Source organism: Stenotrophomonas sp. Iso1 (assembly GCF_027497995.1).
Classification (GTDB): domain Bacteria; phylum Pseudomonadota; class Gammaproteobacteria; order Xanthomonadales; family Xanthomonadaceae; genus Stenotrophomonas.
The window spans coordinates 31,437-47,314 of record NZ_JAODBT010000002.1 but is presented as its reverse complement, the minus strand read 5'-3'; the positions used below and the strand labels follow the sequence as shown (position 1 = coordinate 47,314).

Sequence of the window (15,878 nt, the reverse complement as noted above, 5' to 3'; positions counted from 1 at the left end):
GTTCCAACGGAATGTCGATGTCACTGGCCGACGCGCATTACCACGTAAAACGCGTCATCGGCTTGATCCGCCGCGGTCTTGCCAGTCTGCGCACCCGCGGCTGGCGCGCCACCCTGCATCGGGTGGGGGTGCATACCCGCCAGCAGCCGCCTCCGCGTCGCGAGCCGTTGTATCAGCCTGCCGGCGGCCCGTTCGCGCCGTTCAGCGTGCCCAGCAGCGACAGCCCCCGGGCCAGCATCGTCATCCCGGTCTACAACCATTGCGATCACACGCTGGCCTGCCTGCGGGCGCTGGCCGCGCACCCGCCCATCGCCAGCTGCGAAATCCTGGTGATCGACGACGGCAGCAGCGACGCTACCGCCGAGTGGATGCCGCAGATCAAAGGCCTGCACTACCACGTCCGCGCGCAGAATGGCGGCTTCATCGCGGCCTGCAATGACGGCCTGCGCTTGAGTCGCGGCCAGTATGTCGTGCTGTTGAACAACGACACCATTCCGCAGCCCGGCTGGCTGGACGCACTGCTCAACACCTTCGCGCGCAATCCCGATGCCGGGCTGGTCGGCTCTCAGCTGCTCTATCCGGACGGACGCCTGCAGGAATCCGGCGGCGTGGTATTTGCCGATGGCAGCTGCTGGAGCTATGGCCGCTTTGAGTCAGCTGAAGATCCCCGCTTCGCCAGCCTGCGCGATACCGACTATTGCTCAGGCGCGGCATTGGCCATCCCGAAAGCGCTGTTTGAACAGCTCGGCGGGCTGGATACGCGCTACGCGCCGGCCTATTACGAAGACACCGATCTGGCGTTCAAGGTGCGTGCGGCCGGGCGTCGCGTGCTGGTGCAACCGGCCAGCCGCGTGGTGCATGACGAAGGCACCAGCAACGGCACCGATACCGGAAGCGGCATCAAGGCCTACCAGGTACGCAATCAACAGGTGTTCGCTGCGAAGTGGCACGACGCATTGCGTCAGCAGCTAGCCGCCGGCACGGTGCCCTCACCGGCCAACCAGCATCGCCATCAAGCGCAGATCCTGATCCTGGACGAATCCGTGCCGCAGCCAGATCGCGACTCGGCCTCGCTGCGCCAGGTCAACCTGATCCGCATGCTGCTGGAAGGCGGTGCGCATGTGGTGTTTGTCCCTACCCGCGGCCTGCATGCCGGCAAGGCCACCGAGGCATTGCAAGCCATGGGCGTAGAGGTCTGGCATGCGCCATTCCTGAAGGGCGTGACCCGCTGGTTGCGCGACAACGGTGCCCGCTTCACGGCGGTGATGATGGTGCGTTATCACGTCGCCAACGAATGCCTCGCGCTGGTCAAGCAATTCGCACCACAGGCGCGCACCGTGTTCGACACGGTTGACCTGCATTACCTGCGCGAGCGACGTGGCGCAGAAGTAGCCGCTGATGCTGGATTGCTGCGCAGCGCCGAACGCACCCGGACCAGCGAACTCGCGGTGATGGACGCCACCGACGTGACTGTTTTGGTAAGTGCCGCAGAGAAGGAACAACTGGCCGCCGACGCACCGCGCGTGCAGGTCGAGCTGATCTCCAACCTGCACGAAATCGCGGGCCACGGTGCGGATTGGGCCCAGCGCCACGATCTGGTGTTTGTCGGCGGCTTTCTGCACCTGCCCAACCTGGATGCCATGCAGTGGTTCATCGGCGAGGTGTTCCCGCTCATCCGCACACAGCTCCCCGATGTGCACTTCCACTGCATTGGTGCCGACGTGCCAGACAGCATCCGCACGCTGGCCGCAAACCAATCAGGTGTCACTGTCCACGGTTACGTCCCCGACGTGACGCCCTACATGGACGGCAAGCGCATTGCCGTGGCGCCTCTACGTTTTGGTGCCGGGGTGAAGGGCAAGATCAACCTGAGCATGGCCCACGGCCAACCTCTCGTCGCGACCACCTGTGCGGTGGAAGGCATGCACCTGCACGATGGTCAGGATGTGCTCGTCGCCGATGACGCACAGGCCTTTGCCAATGCAACGGTGCGTTTGTACAACGATCAGGCACTCTGGCAGCAGCTCTCGGAGAATGGCTTGCGCAACATCGCCCAACATTTCTCGATGGATGCCGCACGCGAGGCGGTACAGCGCGCGTTCTTCAACCCCGCATCGGACACAAGCGGCCACTGACGGCCGCCGCAGCCTCTTCCACGGTTAGGGCACCGCCGTGCGCACGCGTTCGGCGAAATCACGGATTTCCGGGGTGGTGCCGTCAATTTCCTGCGCCTGTGCCAAAGCCTGCACAGCGAAGGCCGTATCGCCTGCGCCCAACCGCTCACTGCCCACCGCAATCCAACGCTGCGCCAAACGCCGACGGGCCGGTGCCTGGCCGGCATCGGTCGGCGCCAGCGCCTGCCAAGCGTCCAGGCAAGTACGTGCGCCGCGTAGCCGGTTCCCGCGCAGGTTGTCTTCAAAGCAGGTGCGCGCCGCCGGCAGAATGCGGGCCGCTGCGCGCTTCACCCGCGCGTCCTGTGGGGCCAGTGCCTGCGCGGCCTTGAATCGGTCATAGGCGCTGTTGCCCGGCGGCAGCAGCCATTGCTCACGCGCTTCGGCAACCTCCAGTTGGGCGAGCAATTCCTTCAAACGGCGCTCACGGCCGGCCGCCGGCAGCGGCGCTTCCATGGATTTCTGGGCGGCACGCGCGCGCTGAAGGGTGCGAGCGGCCGCGCTGACTTCCGCACTGTCTGGAGCAAGTTCCCGCGCTTGCGCCAATGCCGCCTCGGCCTGGTCGAAATGGAAATCCCCAGCCAGCCGCGTCACTTCCTGCGTCTGCAACAGAGCCACACGCTGCAGCCCTTGCCGGGCGACAGCGTCTTCGCCCACCGCCAACACTTGCTGGAAACCTTCCGCCGCTTTTTTGAGTTGCCCGCGCGATAGATCGCGCTCGGCCTGACGGCTGCGCCGTTCCAGCGCGCCGTTCAATGCGGCCTTCGCTGACGGCAGGTTGGCATGCCCCGGGTCGTAGCTTTCCACACGCTTGAGCAATGCAGCGGCAGCAGCGAGATCCCCTGACGAAGCACGTCGCGTGGCTTGCGCCAATAGGTCGGACAGCGCTTCATCGCGACCTTCCAGCGCATGCATTCGATCCGGCTGCACGGCGAGCACGCGCTGATACAGCGGGAGCGCGCTGTCCGGGCCCTCGTCCAATCGCCCGTCCGCCTGCGCGGCCTCGGCTTGGTGCAGCAACTGTTCAACACTGGCGCGTTCGTGCGCATTGCGCGGCAGTGCGGCGACCAATGGGGCGATCTCCGTCGCCGGCGCCTGCAATTGCTGCGCCAGCTCAAGGGAGGCGGTAGCGGCCGGGTAGTCACCCGCAGCCAAGGATGCGCGGGCCTGGTTCAAGGCGGTCTGCCCAGTCAATGCCAATGCCTGTTGGGCATCACTCCGGTCCGGATCCAACGCCGCGGCAGCCTCGAACAACTCCCGCGCTCCACTGCCGTCCTGCGCACTCAAGCGCCCTTGCTGCAATGCTTTGCGGCCATCATCGAGCAACTGCTGAACCTTGGTTTCCGGCCATAGGGTGTCTGCCAATGGCTGGCGAAAAATTGCCAGCACCACCGCCAGCACGGCCACACCCAAGGCGATCCAGCGCCATGCGCGCGGGCTGTTCCAGCCACGTGCCACCCACCACCGCAAATACAGCCGCAGCCGTTCGCCGAGCGTTTCCAATGCCTGTCCGCAGCGCTGCCGCCAGTTCTCCATGCCGACAAGCTTACTGTCAGACGCCGTCGACGGTTTGTTGCGGTGTTGCGCGCAGACCCGTTATCCGAGCCTGCGTGCCTCATCAACGCCCGGCAGCGCGTCCAGTTTTCCCAGCAAGGTGGAAAGCTGCCCGTAGTCGCTCACCTTCAGGCGCAGGCGCAATTGCACCCGGCCGCTGTCGCGCACGTTGTCACTGTTGATGTCGGTGACGTAGGCGTCTTCCTGTGCGATCAGGTTGGTGATGTCCTTCAACAACCAACGCCGGTCCATCGCGCGCACCATGATATCCACCTCGTAACCGGTGCCGGTGCGGCCCCACTCCACCGGCAATACGCGCTCGGGATGGGCGGCAGCCAAACGCGCCAACGCGACGCAGTCCATGCGATGCACGGTGACGCCACGGGTACGGGTGAGGTAACCCTGGATCGGCTCGCCGGCCACCGGCTGACAGCACCGCGCCAGCTGTACCAGCAGATTACCCACGCCCTGCACGGTGAAATCCGATTTCCCCGTACTGCCACGACGTGCCGTCGGGCGTGGCAGGATGGGCGCCGTCGGTGGCGCCAGCAATGCCTTCTCCGCCTCCAGCAAGGCTCGGCTGACCTGATTCGGGCCGGTGTCGCCCAGTGCCACCTGGATGTAGAGATCGTCCACGCTGTCGGCGTGGAACTTGCGCGCAGCCACCATCAGGTCCGAGTGCTGCAGACCCAACCGCTTGAGTTCGCGGTCCAGCAAATCGCGGCCAGCCTGCACGTTGCGGGCACGGTCCAGCTTATGGAACCAGTTGCGCACTTTTTCACGCGAACGGGCACTGGCGAGGAAGCCGTTGGACAGCAGCAGCCAATCGCGACGGGGATCAGCCTCCTTGCCCGTCAGGATCTCAACCCGATCCCCGCTGCGCAGCTTGTAGCCCAACGGCACGATGCGCCCGTTGACCTTGGCCCCGCGGCAACGGTGCCCGACCATCGTGTGTACGTGGTAAGCAAAATCCAGCGGCGTGGCGCCAGCCGGCAGGTCCATGACCTCGCCCTTGGGGCTGAGCGCGTAGACCCGGTCTTCGATCAGTTCGGCATCCAGTGCACCGGCCAGGTCCTCGGGGCTGCCCGGGTCCTGGGCGTGTTCCAGCAGCTGCCGCATCCAGGTGATCTTGCGGTCGAATGCCTTTTCCGCACCTTTGCCGCCTTCCTTGTACTTCCAGTGCGCGGCCACACCCAGCTCGGCCTGCGCGTGCATTTCGTGGGTCCGTATCTGCACTTCGATGGTGCGCCCTTCCGGGCCGATCACCGCGGTATGCAACGAGCGGTAATCGTTGGCCTTGGGCCGGGCGATGTAGTCGTCGAACTCGCTGGGAATCGGCGTCCACAACGCATGCACCGCGCCCAGCGCGGCGTAGCAGGCTGCAACATCGTCCACCATCACCCGTACCGCACGCAGGTCATACAGCTGCTCGAAGGCCAGCTGCTTCTTCTGCATCTTTCGCCAGATGCTGTAGATGTGCTTTGGCCGGCCGCTGACTTCGCCGCGGATGCCCTGCTCGGCCAATGCCGCAGACAGTTTTTTCTTCACCGCCTCGACATAGCGCTCGCGGGCGATGCGGGTTTCGTCCACTTCGCGCGCAATGTGGCGATAGGTTTCCGGTTCGAGGAAACGGAAGGCCAGGTCTTCCAGCTCCCATTTCAACTGCCAGATACCCAGGCGATTGGCCAAGGGGGCGTGGATGTCACGGGTCAGTTGGGCCAGCGCGCGACGCTCGGCGTCAGGCAGCTTGTCTGCCGCACGCATGCTGGCCAGCTGGCGCGACAGCAGGATCGGCACCACCCGCAGGTCGTGAATGATGGACAGCAGCAGGCGCCGCAGCCCTTCAGAGTTGCGGCCGGCCTCGCGCCCGGCGTGCAGCGCCCAGACCTGGTCGGCCGCTTCCTGGCCGTCGAGCAAACCGCTCACTGCGGCGGCCGCAGCCCCCAGCGGCAACTCGGCCAGGCGCGTACGCAGGCCAGGCAGGTCGAACAACAGCGCGGCCACGATCACGCCTTCGTCGGCGGACAGCAGCGCCAGCGAGTCCAGGGTGTCGGCCAGCACCGGCCAGGGCAGGCGCGGGGTGTGATCGGTGTCGGATTGCTGCCAGCACGCCAGCAACGCCTGTTGCAGCGGCTCGGACAGGGCTCGGGTGGAAGCACGCTGCAGCAGCGTATCCAGGCCAGGGGAGGAGGTGCGGTTCACAGCATTCAATTGCAGACAGTTGCCCCTACACTAGCGCCCAACCGCATTCCGGAACAATTGCCCATGAAGCTTCCGCGCCTGGCCGTACTGTTTGCCTTCACCGCTCTTTCACTTTCCGCCATGCCCAGCGCCCATGCGCAGCGCACGGTGACCGGCGACCTGCAGCAGCAGATGTCTGAGACCGAATTCAAGGCCGCTGGCCTGGACAAGCTCAGTGCGCAGGAACTTGCCACCTTGAACAACTGGCTGCAGGGCAAGGTCGAACACGCCACCACAGTGGCATTGGAGCAGGCTCGCGAGGAAGGTCGCCAGGAAGTCATCGTCAAGAACCGGGGGTTTTATGACTTTGGTTCCAGCGAGCCAATCCAGTCGCGGATGACCGGCGAGTTCACCGGGTTTGGCAAAGGCCGCCAGTTCTCCCTGGACAACGGCCAGATCTGGGAGCAGACCGATGACGCCCGCGCCGCTGGCGTGCGCAAACAGACCCCGGACGTACGCATCACCCCCGGCCTGATGGGCGTGTGGTACCTGCAGGTTGACGGGCTCAACACCCGCGCCAAGGTCCGCCGCACCAAGTAAGTTCCCCTCTTGGTCTGGCCCCTCCCCGAGGCGAACCTCGGTGGAGGCCAGGCTGCAGCAGCCCGCCCATCGCCAGACAACGTCACCACCATGCGCGCACTCTTGATGCTCCTGCTGTTGCTGCTCCCGGCCAGCGCCTTTGCCCAGGTTTACAAATGCAAAGGCAAATCCGGCGAAACCATGTACTCCGAGCATCCCTGCGATGCGCGTGCCGAACCGATGAAACTGCGCGAGCATTCGGTGCCCGCGCCGGTAGCAGCCCCTGTGGCTTCGGAGCCAACAGTGAGCACGGAGCCCGGGCAAGCCAGTGAAAGTGCCAGTGCCGCAGCAGCCAACAGCGAGCTGGAAGCAAACCGCGCCGCCGAACGTACCTGCATCGCCAACGCCACCGCCTCGGTGTATGGCCCGTCCAATGACCGCGTGAGCACGTTGCAACAGCAGATGACAATGCTCGGCGAGCAGCTGGCCAACGCTCCGGACGCGCAACGCAGCCAAGCCTTGCGCACGCGCATGGCCACCTTCCGCCAGGCCATTACCCGTGAGCATGGCAACGCGCATACGCAGATGACTACGGCTCGCCAGCGCTGTCTTGAGTTGCACCGGCCAGCGCAGACGCCGGCACGCTGAGGTTTTCGATAGGCGGGCGATGAAATTGCCCGCCTGTCTGCGGCGGCCTGCGCAACGCCGAAATTGCGCAGGGCCTCGCCCCGCTAGCGGCTGGGCGAATCAACCACGCAATGCCGCCACGCGCTGCGCGAGTTTCTTGGCCGAAATACCGGAGCGGAAGCCCAGCTCCTGCGCGAACAGCGACACTCGCAGTTCTTCGATGTCCCAGCGCAATGCGGCCCACTCCGGGCGACCGGCACGGCCCTGCACTCGTGCTTCGTTCAACGCATCAACGAACGGCTTCAACTCCAGCATCCGGGCCTGATCGCGGGGCGGATCACGCTTGGCCCGCTCGGCACGCAGGATCATCGCCTTGAGGTAGCGCGGGTACTGCGCCAATGCATCGGCGGGCGTTTCACGCAGGAAACCTGCGTGCACCAGCCCCGCCAACTGCGCTTCCATGTCGTCCAGATTGCCGCGCGCCCAACCCATCAACGGCGCCTCCAGCTGAGGCCGCAATTCGCCGACCAGCCCAAGAATGCTCTCGGCCAGCTTGAGCCGCGCCATCGCTTCGGCGAACAGGCGTTTGGCGGCATCTGCGTGGCGTTGTTCGAAGGCGTCGGGTGTCCGAATGTCCGCCAGGCCATCGGCCAAGACAGCGTTCATCGCCGCATCTACCAGATCCCCGCGCAGGCGCTCTTGCGATTCAATCGCGGCATACAACAGGCCGGTCTTGGGCGGCACCGGCAATTGCTTGCGTGCCTGCTTGACCTTGTCGGCCAGGGCGATTTCCAACAACCGCCGCACGCCGCCCGGATGCGCCAACGCGGCTTCGTTGCGGTCGGCAAAAATACGCAGCGCCGCTGCATCACCGGTATCCACCAGCGCCGGGTACGCCGGTACACCCGCTTCGCCTGGCACCTGCTGGGGAATGGCGACTGCAGGAAATTCACGCAGCCCTTCCGCGGCCAGCGCCTTGCCTGCCCGCTCTGCGAACGCACTGCCGGCGCGCTCACCGAAGCGTGCGCGCAAGGCATCCAGATCGCGTGACATCGCCAACAACGTGCCGTGCTCGTCGCACAGGCGCAGATTCATGAGCAGGTGCGAATCCAACGCTTCAAGATCGAAATCGGTTGCCGCGACCGTCGCGCCCGTTGCCTTGGACAGGAAGCGCGCCAGTTCGCCACGGATGTCATCGGCCGACGGCTCCTGCCATGCTTCAAAGAACGCACGACCAAAGTCCGGCGCCGGCACGTAGTTGCGGCGCATCGCCTTGGGCAGGCTACGGATCAACGCCGACGCTTTTTCGGCAACAAAGCCCGGCGCCAGCCACGACAACCGTGCCGGGTCCAACGCATTGAGCAGGTGCAGCGGCACATCCAGCGTCACACCATCGGCCTCTGCACCCGGCTCGAAACGGTAGTGCAGCGCCAGTCGCGCATCGCCCAGCGGGAAGTACTTCGGATAGCGGTCCTGTTCACTGCCCTCGCCCGGCAACAGGTCGGCCATCGCCCAATGCAGGTTGCGGCGCTGCTCTATTGGCAGTGCCTTCCACCAGCTGTCCAGGCCCGTGGCCGAATAGATGTCCGAGGGAATCCGATCCAGGTACCAACGTGCCTGCCAGTTTTCGTCGGCAACGATACCGGCGCGGCGCAGTTTGGCTTCTTCCTCGCGTGCGTGCTCCAACACCTTGAGATTATCGGCGACAAAGCCTGCGCGGGTGGTGATTTCACCGGTGACCAGACCTTGCCGCACGAAAATATCGTGCGCTTCGCCCGGCGCGATGCGGCCGTAGTGCACTGGCTTTTTCGGCGCCAGCACCAACCCGAACAGACTGATCTGCTCCGAAGCCAGCACCTGGCCCTGCGCCCGCGACCAGTGCGGATCGAAGTGCTTGCGCAGCAGCAGATGCGGCAGCTCGGCAATCACCCAATCCGGCTCGATCGCCGCATTGGTCAGGCCCCAGATTTTCTGGGTGTCCAGCAGCGTGGCGGTCAACAGCCACGGCGGCGGACGCTTGGCCAGGGTGGAGCCGGGGAATGGCAGGAAGCGGCGCTGGCGTGGGGCGAGGAAATCCCCCTTCTCGCTGCGATGCCCGATCTGCGTAGGCAGACCGGCGATCAGCGCACGGTGCAGCGTCTGGTAGGCGGCAGCGCGTAATTTTTCGCTGAAGCCACCACCTACTTCCTCGTTGCGGGATTTCGTTGGTGCGGCCTTGGCGGTATCCGCCACCGGCTCGCTCTTGCCTTCGCGAGCCAGACGCGCGGCACGGTGTTGCTGGCCACGGGTGACTTTGGCCTTGGCTTCATCGTCACGCACCGGTGCCGGTGCGGAAGAACCCGCCAACAACGGTTCAAGCGAGGCTACTGCGGGCTCCTCGTTCCAGCCCAATTCCTCGCACAGCAAACGCAACTGGCGATGCAGTTCGCGCCATTCCCGCATCCGCAGGAAGCCGAGAAAATGCCGGCCACACCAATCGCGCAGCTTGGATTGGGTCAAGTCTTCGTGTGCCTGACGGTAGCCATCCCACAGCCGCAGCACACCGACGAATTCGGAACGACCATCGGCGAACAATGCGTGCGCGTTGTCGGCAGCGGCACGTGCTTCCGGCGGACGCTCACGCGGGTCCTGGATACCGAGGAACGAGGCAATCACCAGCATCGGACGCAGACACCCTTGTGCCTGCGCAGCCACCAGCATGCGTGCCAGTTTCACGTCCACCGGCAGGCGCGCCATTTGCCGGCCGATCGCGGTGAGCTTGCGCTCACCATCCACCGCGCCAAGCTCGCCCAGCTGCTGCCAACCGTCGGCCACGGCGCGTTCGTCCGGCGCTTCCAGGAACGGGAAGTCCTCGATCTGGCCCAGGCCCAGCTGCAACATCCGCAGGATCACGCCAGACAGCGAGGAACGGCGGATTTCCGGATCGGTGAACTCGGCGCGCGACTGGAAATCGGCTTCCGAATACAACCGGTAGCAGATGCCCTCGGAAACACGTCCGCAACGGCCCTTGCGCTGGTTGGCGCTGGCCTGTGAGACGGCTTCGATATGCAGGCGGTCCAGCTTCTGCCGCGGACTGTAGCGTTTGATCCGGGCAAACCCCGGATCGACCACATAACGAATACGCGGCACCGTCAGCGAGGTTTCCGCCACGTTGGTGGCCAACACGATGCGACGCTTGCCGCCCGGATTGAATACCTGGTCCTGATCCTTCACCGACAGCCGCGCGTACAGCGGCAGCACCTCGGTTTCGCGGTACTTACGACGCTCCAGCGCCTGATGCGCGTCGCGGATCTCGCGCTCGCCCGGGAAGAACATCAGGATGTCGCCGCGCGGGTCGAGCCGGGTAATCTCATCCACCGCCGCCACCACTGCTTCATTGACGGTGCGCTCGCCATCGCGATCCTGGCTGTCACCACCGGATTCGCCTTCCAGCGGGCGATAACGTACTTCCACCGGGAACGTGCGGCCTTCCACACTGATCACCGGCGCGTCGTCGAAATGCTGGGCGAAGCGGGAGGTGTCGATGGTGGCCGAGGTGACGATCAGCTTTAGGTCGGGGCGCTTTTTCAGCAGCTGCTTGAGATAGCCGAGCAGGAAGTCGATGTTGAGGCTGCGTTCGTGCGCCTCATCAACAATGATCGTGTCGTAGTTGGACAGCCAGCGGTCGCTGCTGATTTCAGCCAGCAGGATGCCGTCGGTCATGAACTTGATACGGGTGTCATCACCGACGCGATCGGTGAAGCGCACCTGATAGCCAACCACCGTGCCTAGCTCGGACTTCAGCTCCTGCGCGACACGGGTAGCCACCGCACGGGCGGCAATCCGTCGCGGCTGGGTACAGCCGATCATCCCGGCCTGGCCACGGCCGGCGGCCAGACACAGCTTGGGCAACTGCGTGGTTTTGCCCGACCCGGTCTCACCCGCGATCACCACCACTTGATGCTCGCGAATCAATGCGGTGATGCGCTCGGCTTCACGCGCAATCGGCAGACTGTCGTCCAGACTGATTGCCGGCTGGTTCAGCGCCCGCGTCTCACGTCGCTGCACCGATGTCTGCAAGGCCTGCTCAAACGCGGCCCCCACAGCGGCATCGTTGGGTTTGGCGCGCACGCGCGCGAGCATCCCCAGCAAGCGGCCGCGATCGCGGCTCATGGCCCCGTCAATGGCGAGCTGCTGCGGGTGCAGGGAGGAAGCGGAAGGTTTGTTGATAGTGCTCATCAATCGAATCGTTTAAAACTTTGATCACATCTGAAGGGTTAGTCTGATCTATTGTGAAAACCATCTCATCCACAAGGAGGATTTCCCCCATGGCGAAGACCAAGGCAGTAAAGGCAGCACCGGTAAAGACCAAGACCGGCAAGCAGAAGCTGGCATCGGCGGCCCCATCGGCCCCGAACATCGATATCGGGATCAAGGAAGGCGATCGCAAGAAGATCGCCGATGGGCTGGCCGCCTTCCAGGCGGACGCATTCACGCTCTACCTGAAGACCCACAACTTCCATTGGAATGTCACCGGGTCGATGTTCAACTCGCTGCACACCATGTTTGAAACCCAGTACACCGAGCAGTGGGCAGCCCTGGACGACGTTGCTGAACGCATCCGCGCATTGGGCTTCAATGCCCCGGGCTCCTACCGCGAATTCGCCGCCCTGACCTCGATCCCCGAAGAACCGGGCCTGACCGACAGCGCAGACTGGCGGGAGATGGTACGCCAGTTGGTCACCGCCAACGAGGCCGTGTGCCGCACCGCACGCAAGGTTCTGGACGTGGCCGACGACGCCGACGACGCCCCAACCGAAGATCTGATGACACAGCGCCTGCAAACCCACGAGAAGTACGCCTGGATGCTGCGTTCGCTGCTGCAGTAACCCTACCGGGCCTTTGCCCCCTTGGGCTTTCCGGGATTTCGCCTGCGAAATCCCGGATCCGGCCTCATCTTCCGGCCATATCCCCCGTCTTTGCCCCGTGGCTCAAGGCGTGGCAGTCGTCCCGCGCACCCTTCCGGGAGCCTGTAACGCAAACTCCAGGGTCCCAGCCCCAGATTCCCTCGTCTTCGGGCTCAAAAGGGCTCTACTCGCGTTGGATTGTTCGGTCTGACGGCCGCTTGGCCCACGCTGTTGCGGCTTCCAGCCCCGTCCCTTCTGCGGGATGCGAAGGGCAATGATGGGAAGCGCACCCTTCACGATTGCCTCAACCGCTGCAAACCTTGCGGTCGCCAGCCCTGCAACGGATTTCAACCCGTCGCACGCCAAAGCCCGGAAACCGGCAACCCGGCGCGCGCCCGGCAACGGGTAAACTACGCCGATGCCCCACAGTCCCGCGCAAGAGCTGCTTTCCAGCGTTTTCGGTTACGACAGTTTCCGCGGCGACCAGCAGGCCATCGTCGAACACGTCGCCAGCGGCAACGATGCCCTGGTGCTGATGCCCACCGGTGGCGGTAAATCCCTGTGTTATCAGATCCCCGCGCTGCTGCGCGATGGCTGCGGCATCGTCATCTCGCCGTTGATCGCGCTGATGCAGGACCAGGTAGAAGCATTGCGCCAGGCCGGTGTACGCGCCGAGTTCCTCAATTCCACGCTGGATGCCGAAACCGCCGCGCGGGTCGAGCGCGAACTGCTCTCAGGCGAACTGCAGTTGCTGTATGTCGCGCCGGAGCGGCTGCTGACCGGGCGCTTTCTGTCGCTGCTGGAACGCAGCCGGATTGCGCTATTCGCCATTGACGAGGCGCATTGCGTGTCGCAATGGGGCCACGATTTCCGCCCGGAATACCGCCAGCTGACCGTACTGCACGAGCGCTGGCCGGAAATCCCGCGCATCGCCCTGACCGCCACCGCCGACCCGCCGACACAGCGCGAGATCGCCGAGCGCCTGGACCTGACCACCGCTCGCCACTTCGTCAGCTCGTTCGACCGCCCCAATATCCGCTACACCGTGGTGCAGAAGGACAACGCCAAGCGCCAGCTGCTGGGTTTCCTCAAGGACCATCGCGACGAAGCCGGCATCGTCTATTGCATGTCCCGGCGCAAGGTCGAGGAGACCGCTGAGTTTCTGTGCAGGGAGGGGATGACCGCCCTGCCCTACCACGCCGGCCTGCCGGCCGAGGTACGCGCGGTCAACCAACGCCGCTTTCTGCGCGAAGACGGCATCGTGATGTGCGCCACCATCGCCTTCGGCATGGGTATCGACAAACCGGACGTGCGCTTCGTCGCACATACCGATCTGCCCAAGTCGATGGAGGGTTACTACCAGGAAACCGGCCGCGCTGGCCGCGACGGCGAGCCTGCCGAAGCCTGGCTGTGTTACGGGCTCGGCGATGTGGTGTTGCTCAAGCAGATGATCGAGCAGTCCGAAGCCGGTGAGGAGCGCAAGCAGCTCGAACGCGCCAAGCTCGACCACCTGCTCGGCTACTGCGAATCCATGCAGTGCCGCCGTCAGGTATTGCTCGCCGGCTTTGGTGAGACTTACCCAAAACCCTGTGGCAACTGCGACAACTGCCTTACCCCGCCCGCCGCATGGGACGCCACCGTACCGGCGCAGAAAGCCTTGAGCTGCGTCTACCGTAGCGGCCAACGTTTTGGCGTCGGCCATTTGATCGACATCCTGCGCGGCAGTGACGCCGAGCGGCTGCTTCAGCTGGGCCACGACAAGTTGAGCACCTACGGTATCGGTCGCGACCTGGACGCGCGCAGCTGGCGCGGCGTGTTCCGGCAATTGGTCGCCGCCAGCCTGCTGGAAGTGGACCCGACCGCCCACGGCGGCCTGCGCCTGACTGATGCCAGCCGCGATGTGCTCAAGGGTCGCCGGCAGATGATGATGCGTCGAGAAAGCCCAGCCACCACCCGCGAACGCGAGCGCAGTGGTGGTTCACGCACCGGGCTGCCGGTGCAGCCACACGATCTGGTGCTGTTCAACGCGCTGCGCGGACTGCGTGCAGAGCTGGCGCGCGAGCAGAACGTGCCGGCATTCGTGATCTTCCACGACAGCACCCTGCGCAACATCGCCGAACAACGCCCGACCAGTGTCGATGCCCTGGGCCGCGTCGGTGGTATTGGCGGCAGCAAGCTTTCGCGCTACGGCCCGCGGTTGGTGGAAATCGTGCGCGAGCAGGGCTGATTCGCCGCTGCTCGCACCTGATGGCGGTTACCAGCGTGCGCTGATGCGGAAATCGGCGCGCACGCTGTCCTGATCCTTGAGCACGTCATCCAGCGGATGACCCAGATCCAGGCTGTAGCTGTAGCGGCTGGCGAACTGTCCATTCATGCCCAGCCCCACGCTGCTGATGCTGGCGGCCGTCGGGAAGTCACCGCGCACATCGCCGTGGTCGAAGAACACATACACATCGTGCGCCTGCCGATACGGCCGGTGCAGTTCCACGCTGCCGAAGTAGCCCTTCACACCCGACAAGGCACCGCGCACGTAACCACGCACGCTGCCGATACCGCCCACCTGAAACAGGTTGCTCGATGGCAGGAAGTCACCACTGGTGAACTGCCAACCCAACTGCGCGCGGTACAGGAAGCCGCTTGCACCGATGCGCTGCGTCCACGAGGTACTGCCGTTGGCGGTGGTGAAATTGCGCCCCTTGGCCAGGGTTTCATCGGTCTGGATGCGTGACACGCCTTGGTAGAAGGTCCAGTCATAGCCATCGTTGCGATAGCCGGTGTTCAACCCCAGTGTCATGACGGTCGAGTCGATTTCCGAAACGCGCACATCGGCGATTTCCGAGATCGAATTGCTGCGACCAATGCTGGCCACGGTGGACAACAGCCAATGCTGGTTTGCGATCCACGGCTGGGTGAACTCCAAACCATAGTTGGTGGATTCACCTGTGATATCGAGGTCGCGGTAGGCACCGTCAATGATGTTGATCTGGTTGCGCGAGACATTCACACCCAGGCGACCGTTGCGCTTGTTGATGATGCCCGAATAGGAAACACGCCCTTCCAGGCCGCCGCGCGAGTACGCCACCGAGCCCGACAGCAGGTCGTTGATGCTTGCCAGCCCCCAGAATTGTCCCTGCACGCCATACCGTTCGCGACCCGTGCTCTCCACACCGGAGTTGTCGACGAACACGCCCCAGTTGCTGCGGTCTGGCATTTCGGTCATCAACACGATGTCGGTCTGCCCGGCGGTTTTACCTGGACGCAACAGTGCGCGCACCTGCAGGTCGCTGGTGCGGTTGAGGTAGACCAGGTCATCGCGCAGACGATTGGTCTGCACCACCTCGCCTACGGGCTGGTGAACACGCTTTTCGACAAAGCGCACCGGCACCTTGCCTTCACCGGTTACCTGCAACTGCCCCAGCCGCCCTTCCAACAGGGTGACTTCAACGCGTCCGTCTTCGATGGATTGTTCGCGCAACAGTGCCTTGGCGGTGGTGATGCCCTGCGCCTCATAGGCCGCGTTGACCTCGGCGACCATCTGGTTCAACTCCGCCAGGCTTACTTCGCGACCCTGGTAGCGGGCGCGAATGGTGTCCAGCGTTTCGCTCGCCAGCAGCTCGGAAGGACTGAAGCTGACTTCCTTCAACACGAATCGCGTTGTGGCGTCACCGGCCGTTGACGAGTCGCTGACCGGCGCTTCCTGCTGCAGGGGATCCACCACCGGTTTGCGTGGCTGCAGCGGCTGACGCTGCTCGTAGTAGCCGTCGATACGCTGCGCAGCCGCTTGCCCCTGGCTTGCGTCTGTCGACTGCGCGCTGGCAATGCAGGGCAACAAGGCGCTGCCGATGAGGAGCATCCCTCGATACATGTTTCTGTTCCTGTG

At 64.4% G+C, this 15,878-nt stretch carries 9 protein-coding genes; 5 read left to right on the top strand and 4 right to left on the bottom strand.

What is annotated here, in order from left to right:
* Nucleotides 1–11: 11 nt before the first annotated feature.
* Nucleotides 12–2,135, top strand: a complete 2,124-nt coding sequence (locus PAN08_RS09245; protein ID WP_269791233.1) for a glycosyltransferase — start codon at nt 12–14, stop codon at nt 2,133–2,135.
* A 24-nt stretch (nt 2,136–2,159) separates the two neighbouring features.
* Here the strand turns inward: PAN08_RS09245 and PAN08_RS09240 are convergent, their stop codons facing one another.
* A complete protein-coding gene (locus PAN08_RS09240) occupies nt 2,160–3,707 on the bottom strand; it encodes a hypothetical protein (protein WP_269791232.1) in 1,548 nt (515 codons plus the stop codon).
* A gap of 60 nt (nt 3,708–3,767) precedes the next feature.
* Complete coding sequence (locus tag PAN08_RS09235; RefSeq protein WP_269791231.1) at nt 3,768–5,927, bottom strand: bifunctional (p)ppGpp synthetase/guanosine-3',5'-bis(diphosphate) 3'-pyrophosphohydrolase; 2,160 nt, start codon at nt 5,925–5,927, stop codon at nt 3,768–3,770.
* Between the two features lie 63 nt (nt 5,928–5,990).
* Between PAN08_RS09235 and PAN08_RS09230 the strand changes: the two genes are divergently transcribed.
* Nucleotides 5,991–6,506, top strand: a complete 516-nt coding sequence (locus tag PAN08_RS09230) for a hypothetical protein (protein WP_269791230.1) — start codon at nt 5,991–5,993, stop codon at nt 6,504–6,506.
* 90 nt (nt 6,507–6,596) lie between these two features.
* Nucleotides 6,597–7,133: a DUF4124 domain-containing protein gene (locus PAN08_RS09225; RefSeq protein ID WP_269791229.1), complete on the top strand. Its 537-nt coding sequence runs from the start codon at nt 6,597–6,599 to the stop codon at nt 7,131–7,133.
* Nucleotides 7,134–7,232: 99 nt separating this feature from the next.
* On the opposite strand, the gene hrpA is transcribed toward PAN08_RS09225, so the two are convergent.
* Entirely contained in the window at nt 7,233–11,330 is a 4,098-nt protein-coding gene (gene hrpA, locus PAN08_RS09220) for an ATP-dependent RNA helicase HrpA (protein WP_269791228.1), read from the bottom strand.
* An 89-nt stretch (nt 11,331–11,419) separates the two neighbouring features.
* Between hrpA and PAN08_RS09215 the strand changes: the two genes are divergently transcribed.
* Together PAN08_RS09215 and recQ are read left to right on the top strand one after the other, a co-directional pair.
* On the top strand, nt 11,420–11,980 hold the full coding sequence (locus PAN08_RS09215; RefSeq protein ID WP_269791227.1) for a Dps family protein: 561 nt from the start codon (nt 11,420–11,422) through the stop codon (nt 11,978–11,980).
* Nucleotides 11,981–12,416: 436 nt separating this feature from the next.
* Nucleotides 12,417–14,225 carry a DNA helicase RecQ gene (gene recQ, locus PAN08_RS09210; protein WP_269791226.1) on the top strand — a complete coding sequence of 603 codons (1,809 nt, stop codon included), beginning with the start codon at nt 12,417–12,419 and terminating at the stop codon, nt 14,223–14,225.
* A gap of 27 nt (nt 14,226–14,252) precedes the next feature.
* Here recQ and PAN08_RS09205 read toward each other — a convergent pair whose 3' ends face one another.
* On the bottom strand, nt 14,253–15,863 hold the full coding sequence (locus PAN08_RS09205; protein ID WP_269791225.1) for a ShlB/FhaC/HecB family hemolysin secretion/activation protein: 1,611 nt from the start codon (nt 15,861–15,863) through the stop codon (nt 14,253–14,255).
* Between the last annotated feature and the right edge of the window lie 15 nt (nt 15,864–15,878).

What these genes read in the sequence shown, in the direction of transcription:
- PAN08_RS09245 (WP_269791233.1), top strand. Translation starts at nt 12, where the DNA reads ATGTCGATGTCACTGGCCGACGCGCATTACCACGTAAAACGCGTCATC.
- PAN08_RS09240 (WP_269791232.1), bottom strand. Translation starts at nt 3,707, where the DNA reads ATGGAGAACTGGCGGCAGCGCTGCGGACAGGCATTGGAAACGCTCGGC.
- PAN08_RS09230 (WP_269791230.1), top strand. Translation starts at nt 5,991, where the DNA reads ATGAAGCTTCCGCGCCTGGCCGTACTGTTTGCCTTCACCGCTCTTTCA.
- PAN08_RS09225 (WP_269791229.1), top strand. Translation starts at nt 6,597, where the DNA reads ATGCGCGCACTCTTGATGCTCCTGCTGTTGCTGCTCCCGGCCAGCGCC.
- hrpA (WP_269791228.1), bottom strand. Translation starts at nt 11,330, where the DNA reads ATGAGCACTATCAACAAACCTTCCGCTTCCTCCCTGCACCCGCAGCAG.
- PAN08_RS09215 (WP_269791227.1), top strand. Translation starts at nt 11,420, where the DNA reads ATGGCGAAGACCAAGGCAGTAAAGGCAGCACCGGTAAAGACCAAGACC.
- recQ (WP_269791226.1), top strand. Translation starts at nt 12,417, where the DNA reads ATGCCCCACAGTCCCGCGCAAGAGCTGCTTTCCAGCGTTTTCGGTTAC.
- PAN08_RS09205 (WP_269791225.1), bottom strand. Translation starts at nt 15,863, where the DNA reads ATGTATCGAGGGATGCTCCTCATCGGCAGCGCCTTGTTGCCCTGCATT.